The sequence below is a fragment of the Aeromonas sp. 604176 genome (assembly GCF_049170755.1).
Lineage (GTDB): Bacteria > Pseudomonadota > Gammaproteobacteria > Enterobacterales > Aeromonadaceae > Aeromonas > Aeromonas veronii_A.
In genome coordinates this window covers 13,304-28,255 of sequence record NZ_JAAKNE010000029.1, presented here as the reverse complement: position 1 = coordinate 28,255, position 14,952 = coordinate 13,304, and the positions used below count along the sequence as shown (strand labels likewise).

At 57.2% G+C, this 14,952-nt stretch carries 12 protein-coding genes; 8 read left to right on the top strand and 4 right to left on the bottom strand.

Features of this window, described 5'->3' with window-relative positions; genetic code table 11:
* Nucleotides 1–36 precede the first annotated feature (36 nt).
* Nucleotides 37–537, bottom strand: coding sequence for a DUF1993 domain-containing protein (locus tag G5358_RS07470; protein WP_216979746.1), 501 nt, complete (start codon nt 535–537; stop codon nt 37–39).
* Nucleotides 538–848: 311 nt separating this feature from the next.
* Between G5358_RS07470 and ydfZ the strand changes: the two genes are divergently transcribed.
* The 3 genes from ydfZ (at nt 849) to G5358_RS07455 (ending at nt 2,612) form a co-directional block, all read left to right on the top strand.
* Nucleotides 849–1,046, top strand: coding sequence for a putative selenium delivery protein YdfZ (gene ydfZ / locus G5358_RS07465; protein ID WP_005357022.1), 198 nt, complete (start codon nt 849–851; stop codon nt 1,044–1,046).
* A 201-nt stretch (nt 1,047–1,247) separates the two neighbouring features.
* Nucleotides 1,248–1,685, top strand: coding sequence for a DUF2846 domain-containing protein (locus tag G5358_RS07460; RefSeq protein ID WP_017788673.1), 438 nt, complete (start codon nt 1,248–1,250; stop codon nt 1,683–1,685).
* A 177-nt stretch (nt 1,686–1,862) separates the two neighbouring features.
* On the top strand, nt 1,863–2,612 hold the full coding sequence (locus G5358_RS07455) for a TdeIII family type II restriction endonuclease (protein ID WP_421323882.1): 750 nt from the start codon (nt 1,863–1,865) through the stop codon (nt 2,610–2,612).
* Nucleotides 2,613–2,645: 33 nt separating this feature from the next.
* Here G5358_RS07455 and G5358_RS07450 read toward each other — a convergent pair whose 3' ends face one another.
* Entirely contained in the window at nt 2,646–3,815 is a 1,170-nt protein-coding gene (locus tag G5358_RS07450; RefSeq protein ID WP_421323881.1) for a DNA cytosine methyltransferase, read from the bottom strand.
* 134 nt (nt 3,816–3,949) lie between these two features.
* Nucleotides 3,950–6,121 (bottom strand): DNA helicase II, encoded by a 2,172-nt coding sequence (uvrD, locus tag G5358_RS07445; RefSeq protein ID WP_421323880.1) that lies wholly within the window; start codon nt 6,119–6,121, stop codon nt 3,950–3,952.
* 507 nt (nt 6,122–6,628) lie between these two features.
* Here uvrD and G5358_RS07440 point away from each other — a divergent pair.
* From G5358_RS07440 to G5358_RS07425, 4 genes are all read left to right on the top strand, one after another.
* Nucleotides 6,629–7,627 (top strand): BMP family lipoprotein, encoded by a 999-nt coding sequence (locus tag G5358_RS07440; protein WP_033115676.1) that lies wholly within the window; start codon nt 6,629–6,631, stop codon nt 7,625–7,627.
* A gap of 91 nt (nt 7,628–7,718) precedes the next feature.
* Complete coding sequence (locus G5358_RS07435) at nt 7,719–9,284, top strand: ABC transporter ATP-binding protein (RefSeq protein ID WP_182926767.1); 1,566 nt, start codon at nt 7,719–7,721, stop codon at nt 9,282–9,284.
* A complete protein-coding gene (locus G5358_RS07430) occupies nt 9,284–10,399 on the top strand; it encodes an ABC transporter permease (RefSeq protein ID WP_041209784.1) in 1,116 nt (371 codons plus the stop codon). Before G5358_RS07435 ends, G5358_RS07430 begins: the two co-directional genes overlap by 1 nt.
* A gap of 2 nt (nt 10,400–10,401) precedes the next feature.
* Nucleotides 10,402–11,367: an ABC transporter permease gene (locus G5358_RS07425; protein WP_071913912.1), complete on the top strand. Its 966-nt coding sequence runs from the start codon at nt 10,402–10,404 to the stop codon at nt 11,365–11,367.
* 265 nt (nt 11,368–11,632) lie between these two features.
* Here the strand turns inward: G5358_RS07425 and G5358_RS07420 are convergent, their stop codons facing one another.
* On the bottom strand, nt 11,633–13,624 hold the full coding sequence (locus tag G5358_RS07420; RefSeq protein WP_021230729.1) for a bifunctional 2',3'-cyclic-nucleotide 2'-phosphodiesterase/3'-nucleotidase: 1,992 nt from the start codon (nt 13,622–13,624) through the stop codon (nt 11,633–11,635).
* Between the two features lie 358 nt (nt 13,625–13,982).
* Between G5358_RS07420 and G5358_RS07415 the strand changes: the two genes are divergently transcribed.
* Nucleotides 13,983–14,924: a hypothetical protein gene (locus G5358_RS07415; RefSeq protein WP_421323879.1), complete on the top strand. Its 942-nt coding sequence runs from the start codon at nt 13,983–13,985 to the stop codon at nt 14,922–14,924.
* Nucleotides 14,925–14,952: the final 28 nt, after the last annotated feature.

The window sequence follows — 14,952 nt, the reverse complement described above, 5'->3', positions numbered from 1 at the left end:
TTTTGCTATCTGTTTGCCGCCAGTGGCGTGCAGCGCTTATTGCAGGTTGAGCCCGCCCAGATAGTCGCGCTTGCCGAGATCGACCCCGGCGCGGCGCAGCAGGGCGTAGGCCATGGTGAGGTGGAAGTAGAAGTTGGGAATGCCGTACTCATGGACGCAGGTATGGCCATCCATCCCCTTGCCGCCCGCCCAGTGGGGCACGTAACGGCCGCTGGCGTACTGGCTGTAGTCCGCGTCCAGCTTGCCTTGCAGATAGGTGATGGTCTTGCCGATATGGGCGCGCAGATCCGCCATGGTCTTGGGGTCATCGCCCATGGCTGGCAGCTCGCTGTGGCTGGCAGTGGCGACCACGGCACGGGCCGAATCGCAGCAGATCAGCACCTGCTTGCTGAAGGGCAGCATATCGACGATCAGCCGATCGCCGAAGAAGTTATCCACGTTGAACTGCTTCGCCGCGGCGTGGGCCTCGGCCTTGGCCAGACAGTGGTCGAGGTTGGTCAGCATCTTGATGAACTGGGCGGTGATATCGCGATTCATGAACACTCTCCATCTTGTTGAAACAGCGGCCCGCGTGCGCGGCCACAGTGAATGAGACTGGCTAATCGGCCACCAATATACCCCAACCGCTGTCGGGTTCGAGCCTGCCACGATGAAAAGGGCAGGGTAGCGCTACTTCGCGCGATAGCCGTTGGCCAAGGGGCAATGCTCGCATTTTGAGCCTGTGAGTCCCTTATCGCCCCTTTTTTGATCTGTGACATAAATCACCTTTTTTCAGGGGCGTAGGCTGAATGCCGTTGTCCTGGACACACGCCTGCGCATCCGCCAGGACACAATAAAAGGAGAATGAGATGAAGATCTATGACCGTAACCGCAATGTGCTGAACCAGGGTCAGCGCGTGATGATTGCCGCCACTGGCGCAGTCGATTTTCTGAAAGAGGCCCACACCGATAATATGACCCCCTATCAGGCGGAGCATGAGAAGTGCGTGCTGCTGGCAAACTCCGGTGAGCGCTACGCCCCCATCGAGTTGATTAGACTAGGCTGATCCCTTTCCCTGTCACCCTACTCTTTACAATTCACCCGGCCGCCGCGCCCATCTGGCGGCCGGGTTTCTGATTTCCCCCTTCATCCCACCAAATGCCGAAAAATTGAACCGGGTCACATCCCGCTCGATTTGAGCGATTGTCAGCCAGCGCAGGCTCATGCGAACCTTTAAACTCCGTTAACTCACTAAAAAATAACGACTATGTTCAGGCAAATAATGATGAGTGCCGCCCTGCTGTCGGCGGCGCTGCTTTCCGGTTGCGCTTCCGTACCCATGGCCGATGCCACCGCAGACGCGCAGGCCAAGCAGTTTGTGGCGCCCAAGGATGCGGCCAACCTCTATATCTATCGCAACGAGACCTTCGGGGCGGCCGTCAAAATGCCGCTGCTGGTGGATGGTATGGCGGTCGGTGATACCGTGGCCCACACCTACATCCTCAAGCAGGTGACACCGGGCAGCCACACCATCACCTCCAAGTCGGAGAACGATGCCACCCTGACCCTCAGCACCGAGGCGGGTAAAAACTACTACGTCTGGCAGGAGGTCAAGATGGGCCTGCTGATGGCCCGCTCCAAGCTGAGCCAGGTCAGTGAGGAGGAAGGCAAGCAAGGGGTGATGGAGAGCAAGTTGGTTAAGTGACCAGAGGCTTCCACCAAAAACAAGGCGTAGCTCCACCAGTTACGCCTTTGCCCGAAAGTGGGTGTTCCAGATTCCCCAAGTTTTTTCTCTCTGAAATATGGAGTCTAAATTTTATTGTCATCATACGCATAAAAAATATAAGCTAATCAGCTCCATTTGGAATAAAAGTAGGCAGTTATGAGATCAGAATATAGAGATGCAATTGCTCAAGAGTTCTTAGTGTGTGTTAGACGAACCATTGAACGAGTAGGTGAAGAAGATAGTCATCGACCTTTTCACCGAGCCTTGCTATCTGACGATGTTCTACGTTGGAGCCGGTTTGAGAGATCTTTTAGTACTTCATTTGGGCAAGGGGTTATTGAGAGAATATCTAAGATCGCAGTTCTTTCTAATGGTGCCGCAGATGCTTGCACTCAGGCACAAATAGAAATATCGATCAGTGAAAACAAGCTAAACGGAATAAATTCACATATATCCCAACTGAGAAATGCATCATCCGGTGTTAGAGGCAGTTGGTCTCGAGATGTGACAAACATTCAGTCTATTCCCGATGGAGAGCGTTTTTTTAATGAGCGCGTTATATCTGATTTATGGTGGCATGCCAATGGCGTAGACAACTTTATGAGTATTAAGACCGTCAAGCCTAACATAGACCAAACGGCAGAGGCAAAACGTGACCTTTTAAAGTTGAAAATGGCTTTCCCATCATCAAATGTATATTTTGGACTTTACTATAATCCTTTTGGTGAAAGTAAAAATCTTTACTCATGGGCGCCACCTAAGAAAGTTTTTGATTTTCAAAATGATCCATGTGTTTTAATTGGGAGAGAATACTGGGATACATTGGGTGGTATAGGTTTTTATGATGAACTTCTTGATATCGTTGATTCTGTTGGAGCGCAAGCCAGAATGATGATATGTGCTTAAAAATAAGGCTGGCCTCAATGAGGCCGGCCTTAGTTATTTCTTCAGAAAATCTAACCAATCCTTGTCACTTGTTCCTTTGTAGCGTGAAAATTTAAATCCAATGGGAGGTTCTATATCACAACCATTGATATGGTTTTTCAGCAAATTACCAATAGCAAATCCTAGACTTCCTGGCACTGCATTGCCGATCTGTTTGTATTGCTGAGCAATATTTCCTGAAAATTGCCAATTATCTGGAAACTCCTGAATTCTCATATACTCAGCTATGCTTAGAGGCCTATTTTCTTCTGGATGAGCTAGGTCTGTTGCTGGCATTGTTGGGCTTGTAACAACTGTTGGGCTTGGTTTTTCCCATGATAAGCGCCTATAGAAACCCGTTTTACCACCACCAGAATTGTAAGATTTCCCCATTGCTTCGCGTTGTAGCTCTTCAGGCAAATTTTTCCAGTTCTCTCCAGGCCCAAGAAGCTTAAAATACTTAATTCTCTTCTCGGTAAATGATGCGCAGCCAGAGCCACAACTGTTTTCTAAATCATTTACAGCATCTCTAAATGTTCGCCATTTTTCTAGTCCATACTCGCCATTTTCTGAATGTGTTGGATATAGGTATGGCAGTTTTTTTCCATCAGATGATGCTACGATTACAACCCGCTCTCTTATTTGAGGTGACCCATAATTAGCTGAGTTATATAGGTTAAATGAAACCCCATAACCTTTTGACTCCAAAAATTCAATTATGAACTTCAGAGCTCCACCTGGTTGTTCATCTTCACTTAAGGGAGGGAAGTCGCTTCCTCTCTGGTTGTGAGGTCTATGTTTCAACGGAGCTGACAGCAATCCTCTGACATTCTCAATTACAATAAACTTTGCTTCTAGTTCGGTTGCTAATTCTATGTACTTAATAAATACGTTACCTCTTTCATCCTCAAAGGAACGTCGTGAGCCAGCAGTAGAGAATGCTTGGCATGGTGGCCCACCAACCACTAAGTCAATAGTGTCGTTAATACCAATGCCAGCCAATGTTCTAATGTCAGAACATGAATAATTTCTGATGTCATTTATAAGTGGTAGTTTCGGTCTATTTTTACTTATTGTCTGTATACAAAATTTGTCGATTTCACATGCAAGGAGTGGCTCAAAGCCGGCTCGCTCTAAACCAAGATCGAGACCTAATGCACCACTAAAAAAGCTTATATACTTCATTTGAAACTCAACCATTATCTATTTGAATATAATATACACTGCATTTTCTCAATGGTCCAGTGCTATTCATAATATAAAACTAAGACTCGGCTCATATGTGTCACATTGCGAGCTGCAGACAGTGCCATATGTACTCAAAGCGCTTCCAGTCTGGCATAGGCCGTCACCAGCCACTTGGCGCCAATGTCGTCGAACTGGATCTGCACCCGGCTCTGCTGGCCGACCCCTTCGAAGTTGAGTACCACCCCTTCCCCGAATTTCGGATGGAGCACCCGCTGGCCAAGTTTGATGCCGCTGGCATCGAAGCTCTGCTGCACCTCGTTCTGGCTAAAGCGGCCGTACTGGGTGGGGCGGCTGACCTGAGTGCGCAGCCGGATCTCTTCCAGACACTCGGCGGGCATCTCGCGGATAAAGCGACTCGGCTTGTGGAACATCTCGCGGCCGTAGATGCGGCGGCTCTCGGCATAACAGATGTAGAGCTTCTCCATGGCGCGGGTCATGCCGACGTAACAGAGACGGCGCTCCTCCTCCAGCCGGCCCGACTCCTCGGTCGATTGCTGGCTGGGGAACATGCCCTCTTCGACGCCGACCAGCAGCACCAGCGGGAACTCCAAGCCCTTGGCGCTGTGCAAGGTCATCAGCTGCACCGCATCGGCATATTCGTCCGCCTGATTCTCGCCGGACTCCAGCGCCGCATGGGCGAGGAAGGCGGAGAGATCGCTCATATCCTCCAGCTCGTCCGGGCGCTGGTACTGGCGGCAGGCGGTGACCAGTTCGTCCAGGTTCTCTACCCGAGCCTGGGATTTCTCGCCCTTTTCCGCCAGATACATCGCCTTGAGACCGGAGTTCTGGATGGCGATATCCGCCTGCTGGTGCAGCGGCAGCAGGGAGACCTGCTCCTCCAGCGCGTCGATCAGCTCGACAAAGCCGCGCACCGCGTTGCCGGCGCGACCGGTCAACACCTTGTCGTTGAGCAGCGCCTTGGCCGATTGCCACAGGTTGAGCCCCTGATCGCGGGCGTTGCCGCGCAGGATCTCGAGGGTGCGATCGCCGATGCCGCGGGTCGGGGTGTTGACCACCCGCTCGAAGCTGGCGTCGTCGCCACGGTTGTTGATAAGGCGCAGGTAGGCCATGGCGTCCTTGATCTCTTGCCGCTCGAAGAAGCGCAGGCCGCCGTAGATGCGGTAGGGCATGGCGTCCTGCATCAGCGCCTCTTCCAGCACCCGTGACTGGGCGTTGGAGCGATAGAGGATGGCGCAGTCGGCCAGGAGGCCGCCCTTTTCCTTCCAATCCTTGAGGCGGCCGACCACGAAGCGCGCTTCGTCCACCTCGTTGAAGGCGGCGTAGAGCGAAATCGGCTCGCCCTCGGCCCCTTCGGTCCACAGCTCCTTGCCAAGGCGCTCGGCGTTGTTGGCGATGACGCTGTTGGCGGCCTTGAGGATATTGGCGGTGGAGCGGTAGTTCTGCTCGAGGCGGATGGTCTCGGCGCCCTGATAGTCGGTCAGGAAGCGCTGGATGTTCTCGATCTTGGCGCCGCGCCAGCCGTAGATGGACTGGTCATCGTCGCCGACGATCATCACCTTGCCGCTGTTGCCCGCCAGCATCCGCAGCCAAGCGTACTGGATACCGTTGGTATCCTGAAACTCGTCCACCAGGATGTTCTGGAAGCGGTCGCGGTAGTGCTCGAGGATGTGCGGCTTGTTCAGCCACAACTCGTGGGCGCGCAGCAGCAGCTCGGCAAAATCCACCAGACCGGAGCGATCGCAGGTCTCCTGATAGGTCTTGTAGATCTGCTGATAGGTGCGGGTGACGGGATCGCCGTAGAGGTCGATGTCGCCGGGGCGCAGCCCCTCGTCCTTCTTGCCGTTGATGTAGCCCATCACGGCGCGCGGGGCCCAGTGCTTCTCGTCGAGGTTGAGCGCCTTGAGCACCCGGCGGATCAGCCGGTACTGGTCGTCGGAGTCGAGGATCTGGAAATCCTGCGGCAAGCCGGCATCCAGATGGTGGGCCCGCAGCAGGCGGTGGGCGATACCGTGGAAGGTGCCGATCCACATGCCGCGCACGCCGTCGCCGATCACCTTCTCGACCCGGCCGCGCATCTCGGCCGCCGCCTTGTTGGTAAAGGTGACCGCGATGATGGAGAAAGGTGAACAGCGTTCCACCTGCATCAGCCAGGCGATACGGTGCACCAGCACCCGGGTCTTGCCCGAACCGGCACCGGCCAGCACCAGCAGGTTGCTGCGGGGCGCCGCAACGGCATCTCTTTGCTTGTCGTTGAGCCCGTCGAGCAGGGTTGAAACGTCCATCACCACTCCTGTTTATTTATACAGGCGGGGATTATACGGCCATCCCCCCTGCCAGACCAAATCCAAACTCGGGGGGAGGGGCAAGATGGGGGCTTGCGGGGGCGCCGGTGCGGCCATTTTGGGCTGGCGCAGAGAGAATGGGACGGGGAGGTCTCCAGCTGTAGCCAACTCTTGCTCGCGCGGTTTGTGGGGATTTTGCGAGCCGGATCACGGGCTTGCCGGGGGGCTGGATGAATAAGAGGGGAAAACGGTTTACAGTAACTTGCTGAACAATAAGAGAAATGTCGTTTGGGTCTTTTGGCTGTTAGCATAAAAAACTGAAAAGTAGCTAAAAAACAACTGCTTATAAGGTTATTTGCTTAGAATTCAAACCGTTAACGCAAACGTTTTTCCCTTATCATTTGCTTGACCCGCATCGGGGCTGACTTAGAGTAAGCCTGCGTGCTAGATAGCCTGCTCTGACAGGCAAGCAAGTTCCCTCACTTAATAACAATCAAGGATACGATCGTGACTAAAGTGCTCAAACTGGCCACCGTGGCCTCCCTCACTCTCGCTGCTCTCTCTGCTCAGGCTGCTTCCGAGCCGGCCGTGATCTATGACACCGCGGGCAAGTACGACAAATCATTCAACGAAGCCGTGTTCCGTAACGGCGTCGAGCTTTACAACAAGGACAAAGGGGTAAAGGTCAAAGAGTTTGAGCCCCAGAACGAAGCCCAGCGCGAGCAGGGTCTGCGTCGTCTGGCCAGCCGTGGCAACGGCCCGATCGTGGCGGTCGGCTTCAACATGGGTTCTGCGGTAGAGAAGGTTGCGACCGAATTCCCGAAAACCCAGTTCACCATCATCGATATGGTGGTCGACAAGCCGAACGTCCAGTCCGTCATCTTCAAGGAGCATGAAGGTTCCTTCCTGGTGGGCGCACTGGCTGCCATCGCCTCCAAAACCGGCAAGGTCGGTTTCGTGGGCGGCATGGACATCCCGCTGATCCGCAAGTTCGAGTGCGGCTACGAGCAGGGCGCCAAGTACGTCAATCCGAAGATCGAAGTGTTCCAGAACATGGCGGGCTCCACCCCGGCCGCGTTTGCTGACCCGGCCAAAGGTGCCGAGCTGGCCAAGTCCCAGTTCGCCAAAGGCGCTGACGTGGTTTACGCCGCAGCCGGCGGCACCGGTATCGGTGTCTATCAGGCAGCCAAGGACAGCGGCAAGTTTGCCATCGGCGTAGACTCCAACCAGAACCACCTGCAACCGGGCACCATGCTGACCTCCATGGTCAAGTCTGTGGGTCTGGCTGCCTACCAAACCTGGGATGACGCGGCCAAAGGCCAGTGGAAACCGGGTATCAAGAACCTGGGTCTGGCCGAAGGCGGTGTGGATTGGGCGCTCGACAAGGACAACGAGAAGCTGATCACTCCGGAGATGAAAGCCAAGGTGGATGCCATCAAGGCCGAGATTATTTCAGGTAAGGTCAAGGTTCATGACTACATGAGCGACAATACCTGCAAATACTAATTAGATAGTTGCTGCTACGACTCTCAACGCACCGACCGGCCCGCACGGGCCGGTTTTTACAGTCTTATTTCATGAAACGCAGGGCTGCATCATGGACCAGACAGATCGCTATGCCATCGAATTAAGAGGTATCGATAAGCGGTTCGGCGAAGTGTACGCCAACAAGCTGATCGACCTTAAGGTTCGGAAAGGCAGTATTCACGGCATCGTTGGCGAAAACGGCGCCGGTAAATCCACCCTGATGAGCATCATTTACGGCTTCTACCATGCCGATAAAGGCGAGATGTTCATCGACGGGAATCCTTTCAAACCCCACGGTTCACAAGATGCGATTGCCGCAGGCGTGGGCATGGTGCACCAGCACTTCATGCTGGTGAACAACTTTACGGTTTTGGAAAACGTCATCCTCGGCGCTGAAAATGGCTGGCACCTTCAGCAGAGCGTGGCGTCGGCAGAGAAGCTGCTCGGCGAGCTGGCGCGGGACTATGGTCTCGAAGTGCCGCTGCACGAGAAGGTGGAAGATCTGCCGGTGGGCCTGCAACAGCGGGTCGAAATTCTCAAGGCGCTCTATCGCGGTGCCCGCATCCTGATCCTCGACGAGCCGACCGGGGTACTGACTCCGCAAGAGGCGGATCACCTGTTCAAGGTGCTGGAGAAGCTGCGGGATCAGGGAGCGACCATCATCCTCATCACTCACAAGCTGCGCGAGATCCTGGCCATCACGGATCAGGTCTCCATCATGCGCCGCGGTGAGATGGTGGCGCATGTTGCCACCAAGGATACCGACAAGGAGCAGCTGGCCGAACTGATGGTGGGCCGCAAGGTGCGCCTCAAGGTCGACAAGGGGCCGACCCAGCCGGGCGAAGCCAAGCTGAAGGTCGAGGGGCTCAGCTACTTCGACGCCAGCAAGGTGGAGCGAGTCAAGTCGGTCAGCTTCGAGGTGCGCGCCGGTGAAGTGGTCGGCATCGCCGGGGTCTCCGGCAACGGCCAGTCCGAGCTGCTCAGCCTGCTTGGCGGCATCATCAAGCCGAGCAAGGGCGGCTTTACCATCAGCAGCCGCAGCGGCGTGCACAAGGTGAGCGCCGATCATGCGGCCGATCCCGAAATGGTGCGCAACTTCGGCCTCGGCCATGTGCCGGAAGATCGCCACAAGATGGGTCTCATCAACCGCTTCGAGGCGAAAGAGGCCTTTATCCTCGGTTATCACCGCCGTCCGCAATACAACAAGGGGTGGCTGCAGAACAAGGAGGCGATCCTGCAGGATTGCCAGGCCAAGATGGAGAAGTGGGACGTGCGCCCGCCCCATCCCGACCACAAGACCGCCAACTTCTCCGGTGGCAACCAGCAGAAGCTGGTGATCGCCCGTGAAGTGGAGCAGGACCCGGATGTGCTGTTGATTGGCCAGCCGACCCGCGGGGTCGACATCGGCGCCATCGAGTATATCCACCAGCAGATCATCGCCATGCGCGACAAGGGCAAGGCGGTGCTGCTGGTCTCGGTCGAACTGGATGAGATCATGAGTCTCTCTGACCGCATTCTGGTCATTGCCGACGGTCGCATCGTCGGCGAGCTGGATGCCGCCAAAGCGGACGAGCGCACTATCGGCCTGATGATGGCCAACATAGTGCCGGATGAAGTTGCCAAGGAGGCCCACTGATGAGCCAAGTACGTATTCCTGCCTGGGTCTCCGTGGGCGTCGTGTCTGCGGTCAACATCCTGCTGGCCTTCCTGGTGTCGGCCATCCTGTTCTACTACCTCGAGATCAACCCGGTCGATGCCGCCAAGATTATGTGGTACGGCGCGTTCGGCACCGGGGAAGGGTTTGGTTTCACCCTCTACTACGCAACCGGCTTTATCTTCACCGGTCTGTCGGTAGCGGTCGCCTTCCACGCCGGTCTGTTCAACATTGGCGGTGAAGGTCAGGCCTATATCGGTGGTCTGGGGGTGGGGCTGGTCTGTCTGACCCTCGGCGATGTGCTGCCGTTCTCCCTGCTGTTGCCGCTCTCCATCGTTGCCGGTGGTCTGTTCGGTGCGGCCTGGGCCTTTATTCCGGCCTGGCTGCAAGCCAAGCGCGGCAGCCACATCGTTATCACCACCATCATGTTCAACTTCATCGCCGCCTCGCTGATGGCCTATCTGCTGGTGGAGGTGTTCAAGCCGCCCGGTTCGATGGCAACCGAGAGCCGGGTGTTTGCCGAAGCGAGCTGGCTGCCCAAGATGACCGGGCTGGCGAGCCTGTTTGGCGTCGAGATGCCGAACAGCCCGCTCAACATCAGCTTCTTCTGGGCGCTGATCTGTGCGGCGCTGGTGTGGGTCTTTATCTGGCACACCCGCTGGGGCTACGAGATCCGCTCGGTCGGCGCCAGCCAGAGTGCCTCCGCCTACGCCGGTATCTCCTATCCCAAGGTGGTGATCCTGGCCATGGTCATCTCCGGCATGCTGTCGGGCTTCTTCGCCCTCAACGTGCTGCAGGGTGAGCTGCACCAGATCAAGCTCAACTTCGTGGAAGGGTTCGGCTTCACCGGTATCGCGGTGGCGCTGATGGGGCGCAACCATCCGGTCGGCGTCATCATCGCCAGCCTGCTGTTCGGTTTCCTCTATCAGGGGGGCGCCGAGCTCAGCTTCGAGTTCGGTGTCGACCGCAACATCGTCGTGGTGTTGCAGGGTCTGGTGATCCTGTTCTGTGGCGCCCTTGAGCACATGATGCGTCCGCGCATCGAGCAGCTCTATCTGGCGTTTGCCAACCGCTCTGCGCAAGTCAAGGGGGCCTGATCATGTTTGAAATTCTGATCCTGATGCTGGATGCCACCATCCGTACCGCGCCGCCCCTCATTCTGGCCGCCATGGCCGGCATGTTCTGCGAGCGCTCCGGGGTGGTCAACATTGCGCTGGAAGGCAAACTGCTGGCAGCGGCGTTCGCCAGTGGTGCAGCGGCGGCGGTCTCCGGTTCTGCCTGGGTGGGACTGGGTGCCGGGGTTGCCATCTCGGTGCTGTTTGCCCTGATGCACGGCTTTGCCACCATCACCCACCGCGGTGATCAGGTGGTGAGCGGGATGGCCATCAACATTCTGGCTGCCGGTCTGACCGTGACGCTGGGCCGTTACTGGTTCGATCAGGGTGGCCAGACGCCGGCGCTCTCCGGCGATGCCCGTTTTGCTCCCATCGACTTCCCCTATGCCAAGGAGCTCTACGATGTGCCGGTGATTGGCCAGCTCTACAGCGAGCTCTTGAGCGGCCACTCCCTGCTGGAGTACGTGGCGTTCGCCTGCGTGCCGCTGGCCTGGTGGGTGATGTTCCGTACCCGCTTCGGTCTGCGTCTGCGGGCGGTGGGTGAGGCGCCCGCAGCGGTCGATACCGCCGGTATCTCTGTGGTGCGGATGCGCTACACCGCGCTCCTCATCGGCGGCCTGCTGGCCGGTATCGGCGGTACCTATCTGGCGGTGGCCCAGACGGCCCAGTTCATCCCCAACATGAGTGCGGGCAAGGGCTTTATGGCGCTGGCGGCGCTGGTGTTCGGCAAGTGGCGTCCCTGGAATGCCATGGCAGCCTGCCTGCTGTTCGGCTTCCTCGATGCGGTCGCCATCCGGCTGCAAGGGGTGAGCATCGGTGGCTTCGCCATTCCGGTGCAGGCCATCGAGGCACTGCCCTACATCCTGACCGTGTTCCTGCTGGCCGGTTTTATCGGCCGTGCCGTGGCACCCAAGGCACTTGGTACACCTTATGTGAAGGAGCGGGAGTAGCGCCTTTTATTGCGATATTCCCGATCACACAGATAACAGCAGGCCCACTTCGGTGGGCCTGTTTTTTATGGGCGGTATGGGGCAGACCAGCCGGGATCTGGATGGTTCGACAGAGGGAGGCGATGGCGTGAAGGGATAAACGGGCTGCGTGAGTTGCCGCAGGTAGCGGCTGGCGTACAAGAGCTGACCCCTCTGCCAGCGCCATCAAAAACCCCCTCGTATCAGGAGGGGGTTGCAGAGGTTATTGCCGGATGAACCCTGAGGCTCAGGGAGCCAGCACCAGCTTGTAGACGCCAAAGCCGGGGTGTTTGGCATCGGTGGGCGGCAGGGTCTCCACATAGTTCAGCTTGCCACCGGTCAGGGCTTGCGCCTCGCTGCGTGGCGAGCTGTAGATGCGCAGATCCAGATTGGCGGGCAGGGGGGCCAGCTGCCAGTTGTTGTCTGCCGGGGGCTCGAAACCGGCCGGATTCTTCTCTGCCAGATCCTTGAGGTATTCGGAGAGCACTTCGCGGGTTTCGAACTGATCTTCATGGACGATCACCTTGGCGTTGATGCCCGGGAAGTTGCCACCACCGCTGGCGCGGTAGTTGTTGGTCACCACGTAGAACATCTGGGCCGGGTCGATTGCCTTGCCCTGATAGGTGAGGTTGGTGATGCGATAGCTGTCGCTCACCTTGTTGCCATCCACATCGTAACGGGCGGGTTTGGTCACATCGACCTGATAGTTCACTCCGTCGATCACGTCGAAGTTGTAGGTGCGGTACTTCTCGTTCACCAGCCACTGGGTGGCGGTGCTGGCGGCATCGATCTTGTTGAACTGGACGGCGCTCTTCTCCAGCCACTCCTGTACGGTCGCACCATTGATGGCGACCACCTGCAGGGTGTTGGGGTAGACATAGAGGTCGGCCACGTTGCGCAGGGAGATATCGCCAGCCGGTACATAGGTGAAGTCGGTCGGGCCGTTGCGACCACCACGGAATGGCGCGGCGGCGGAGAGGATGGGCCATTTCTCCTTGAGCTGACCATCCTGTTGCAGTTTCTTGGCGTGCCACAGCTGGGCGTCGCTGACGATCTGGATGGAGGGGTCATCCTGCACCAGCGCGAAGAAGCTGTGGATCGGCTTGGTGATCTTGCTGAGGGGCTCGTCCAGCCACTGGTTAGCCTGCTCGTGCTCGGCAATGACCTGATCGACCACCGCCTGATCTTCGGTGCTGCTGGCGCTGCTGTCGATCTTGCGCAGCTGGGACTGGCTGGAGGCCACTTCCCAGCGACCCTCTTTCCAGGTCATGTGCAGGTCGATGATACCGAGGTGGTTGCCCCAGACGCCCGGCATCACGGTCGGTACCCCCGCCAGGGTGCCTTTCTCGTTGTCCACGTCGGTCATGTTGGGGTAGTCGCCCGGGAAGGTGCGGTGGGCATGGCCCAGCAGCAGGGCATCGACCCCTTTCACTTTGGCCAGCGGCAGGGCGGCGTTCTCCATCATGGGTTCGCGCGGGTCACCTATGATGCCGGTGTGGGCCACGACCACGACGATGTCTGCGCCCTTGGCGCGGATTTCGGGTACATAGTGCTCGGCGGTCTCGACCATATCGGCCACCACCACCTTGCCTTCCAGATTGCGCTTGTCCCACTGGGTGATCTGGGGCGGGGTCAGGCCCAGCACACCGACCTTGATGGTCTGGGTATTGCCGTTGGCATCCTTCACCTGACGATCCAGCACCACATAGGGTTTGAACTTCTGCTTGCTCCAGTCGATGGTGCCCTTGCCATCACGGCTGAAGGCATCGGCCTGGAAGACGTTGGCGTTGATGTAGGGGTAGTTGGCCCCTTTCAGGGTCTCTGAGAGGAAGTCGAGACCGAAGTTGAATTCGTGGTTGCCCAGGTTGCCGACATCATAGCTCATGGTGTTGAGCGCCTTGATGGCGGGGTGGGTCTGCTTGCTCAGCCACTGCTGTTTGACCTGCTGGTCGTGGATATAGTCGGCCAGCGGGGTGCCCTGGATCAGGTCGCCGTTGTCGATCAGCAAGTTGTTGGCGTTCTCTTCGCGGGCCTTGCGGATCAGCACAGCGGTGCGGGCAAAGCCCAGCGAGGCATCCGGCTTGTTCTGGTAGTAGTCGTAGCTCAGCAGGTTGGAGTGGATATCAGAGGTTTCGATCAGCCGCAGGGTGAGATCACCGGGGGCCTGAGAGTTGTTGTCGTCACAGCCGGACAGCAAAAAGATAACTGCCACCGCGCTCAGTTTGAGGGTGGTTTTCATTGTTGAATTCTCTTGTTATGGGTATGCCAGCGTGGTGCATTCTATCGATAGCAAAAGAATCCTATTGTGAGCCGGCTGGCAATTCGGGTTAATTGCCTTCCTGTTAATAGAGTTATGGCTCTGATTTTCATCTCTTTTTTCTCTTCCTTCAGGGCCACCACCCTCGCTGCTTTTCCGCAGTGAGTCACTTGGTAGTCACCGCCGTGCGGTCGGGGCAAGCGGCGCGGTCTGCCGCTCCTGCGAGGCTGTAATGGTTGGTTACAGATCTCCATTCGACTGATAGATGACCTTTCCCTTAAATTCAGCGGCGATTGATTGCATCTAAAAATTACAAAGCGACAGCAAGGAATAAAAACTCATGAAAATGCACAACAAAGCGCTGCTGGCCATCGCCTGCGCCGCCGCCCTGTCTGCCTGTGACAGCGAAAAAGCTGCCAACAGTATCGCCAAGCGGGTGCCGCTGGCTCTGCCGGAGGCGGGTCTTTACCATGCGAATCTGCTGAGCCGCGACGGCGACAAGGCGACGCCGCGCATGATCAAGGATCTGGATGGTCTGGCGCTGGTCTACCCGAAGGGTGAAACCGTGCAGTACTGGGGTGTCTGGGTGGATCATCAGGTGGGCAAGGTCGAGACCAACAGCCAGTGGCTGGGCCAGGCTGACCAGAAAGCCGACAAAGACGGGATCTACCCGGTGCAGTTGATCCGCAACAGCGAACGGCTCGGTACCAGCACGGCGCTCAGCTCGGTGACCAACGACCACAACCTCATCACCTTCCAGGATCAGCCGGTCATCGATCTGCAGGGCAAGGAGATCAAGCGCTGGGTTTTTGATTTCACCCGGACCGGCACCAAGTTCTCCGACAACTCACCCATCTATTCCGGTTTCAGCGGTCATGTGGCGGTGACGGCCCTGACCACCAAAGCGGTGACCACGGCCAGCTGGAGTGCCACGGACAGCGATGGCTTCAGCAGCGACATGGTGGGCAAGGTGGATACCACCAACAACGGCGGCAAGCTGACGGTGGCGATCGAGTTTCCGGCGGCAGGTTGTACGCTGGTGGGCGAGGGGAGTGCCACTGCCGGGTTGAGCAAGCTGACCATGACCGGGTTTGGCAAGTGCAACTTCAAGCAATCCGCTGCCGCCACGCCGATCGAAAACCTCTGGAATGCCGCTCTGGCCCGGGCGATGGATAACCGCGTCGCCTATGTCACCACCTATAACACGGATGCCAAAAAAGAGGCGTTGGTCATCGGCTTCCCCGACACCAATGGCTTGCTGCTCACCGCTGACAAGCGATAAGCAGCTAACGGCAGGGGTGGGCAAACGC

Excerpts from the sequence above, each read along its gene's own strand:
- G5358_RS07455 (WP_421323882.1), top strand. The coding sequence starts at position 1,863 with ATGAGATCAGAATATAGAGATGCAATTGCTCAAGAGTTCTTAGTGTGT.
- ydfZ (WP_005357022.1), top strand. The coding sequence starts at position 849 with ATGAAGATCTATGACCGTAACCGCAATGTGCTGAACCAGGGTCAGCGC.
- G5358_RS07435 (WP_182926767.1), top strand. The coding sequence starts at position 7,719 with ATGGACCAGACAGATCGCTATGCCATCGAATTAAGAGGTATCGATAAG.
- G5358_RS07450 (WP_421323881.1), bottom strand. The coding sequence starts at position 3,815 with ATGAAGTATATAAGCTTTTTTAGTGGTGCATTAGGTCTCGATCTTGGT.
- G5358_RS07415 (WP_421323879.1), top strand. The coding sequence starts at position 13,983 with ATGAAAATGCACAACAAAGCGCTGCTGGCCATCGCCTGCGCCGCCGCC.
- uvrD (WP_421323880.1), bottom strand. The coding sequence starts at position 6,121 with ATGGACGTTTCAACCCTGCTCGACGGGCTCAACGACAAGCAAAGAGAT.
- G5358_RS07425 (WP_071913912.1), top strand. The coding sequence starts at position 10,402 with ATGTTTGAAATTCTGATCCTGATGCTGGATGCCACCATCCGTACCGCG.
- G5358_RS07430 (WP_041209784.1), top strand. The coding sequence starts at position 9,284 with ATGAGCCAAGTACGTATTCCTGCCTGGGTCTCCGTGGGCGTCGTGTCT.
- G5358_RS07460 (WP_017788673.1), top strand. The coding sequence starts at position 1,248 with ATGTTCAGGCAAATAATGATGAGTGCCGCCCTGCTGTCGGCGGCGCTG.
- G5358_RS07420 (WP_021230729.1), bottom strand. The coding sequence starts at position 13,624 with ATGAAAACCACCCTCAAACTGAGCGCGGTGGCAGTTATCTTTTTGCTG.
- G5358_RS07470 (WP_216979746.1), bottom strand. The coding sequence starts at position 537 with ATGAATCGCGATATCACCGCCCAGTTCATCAAGATGCTGACCAACCTC.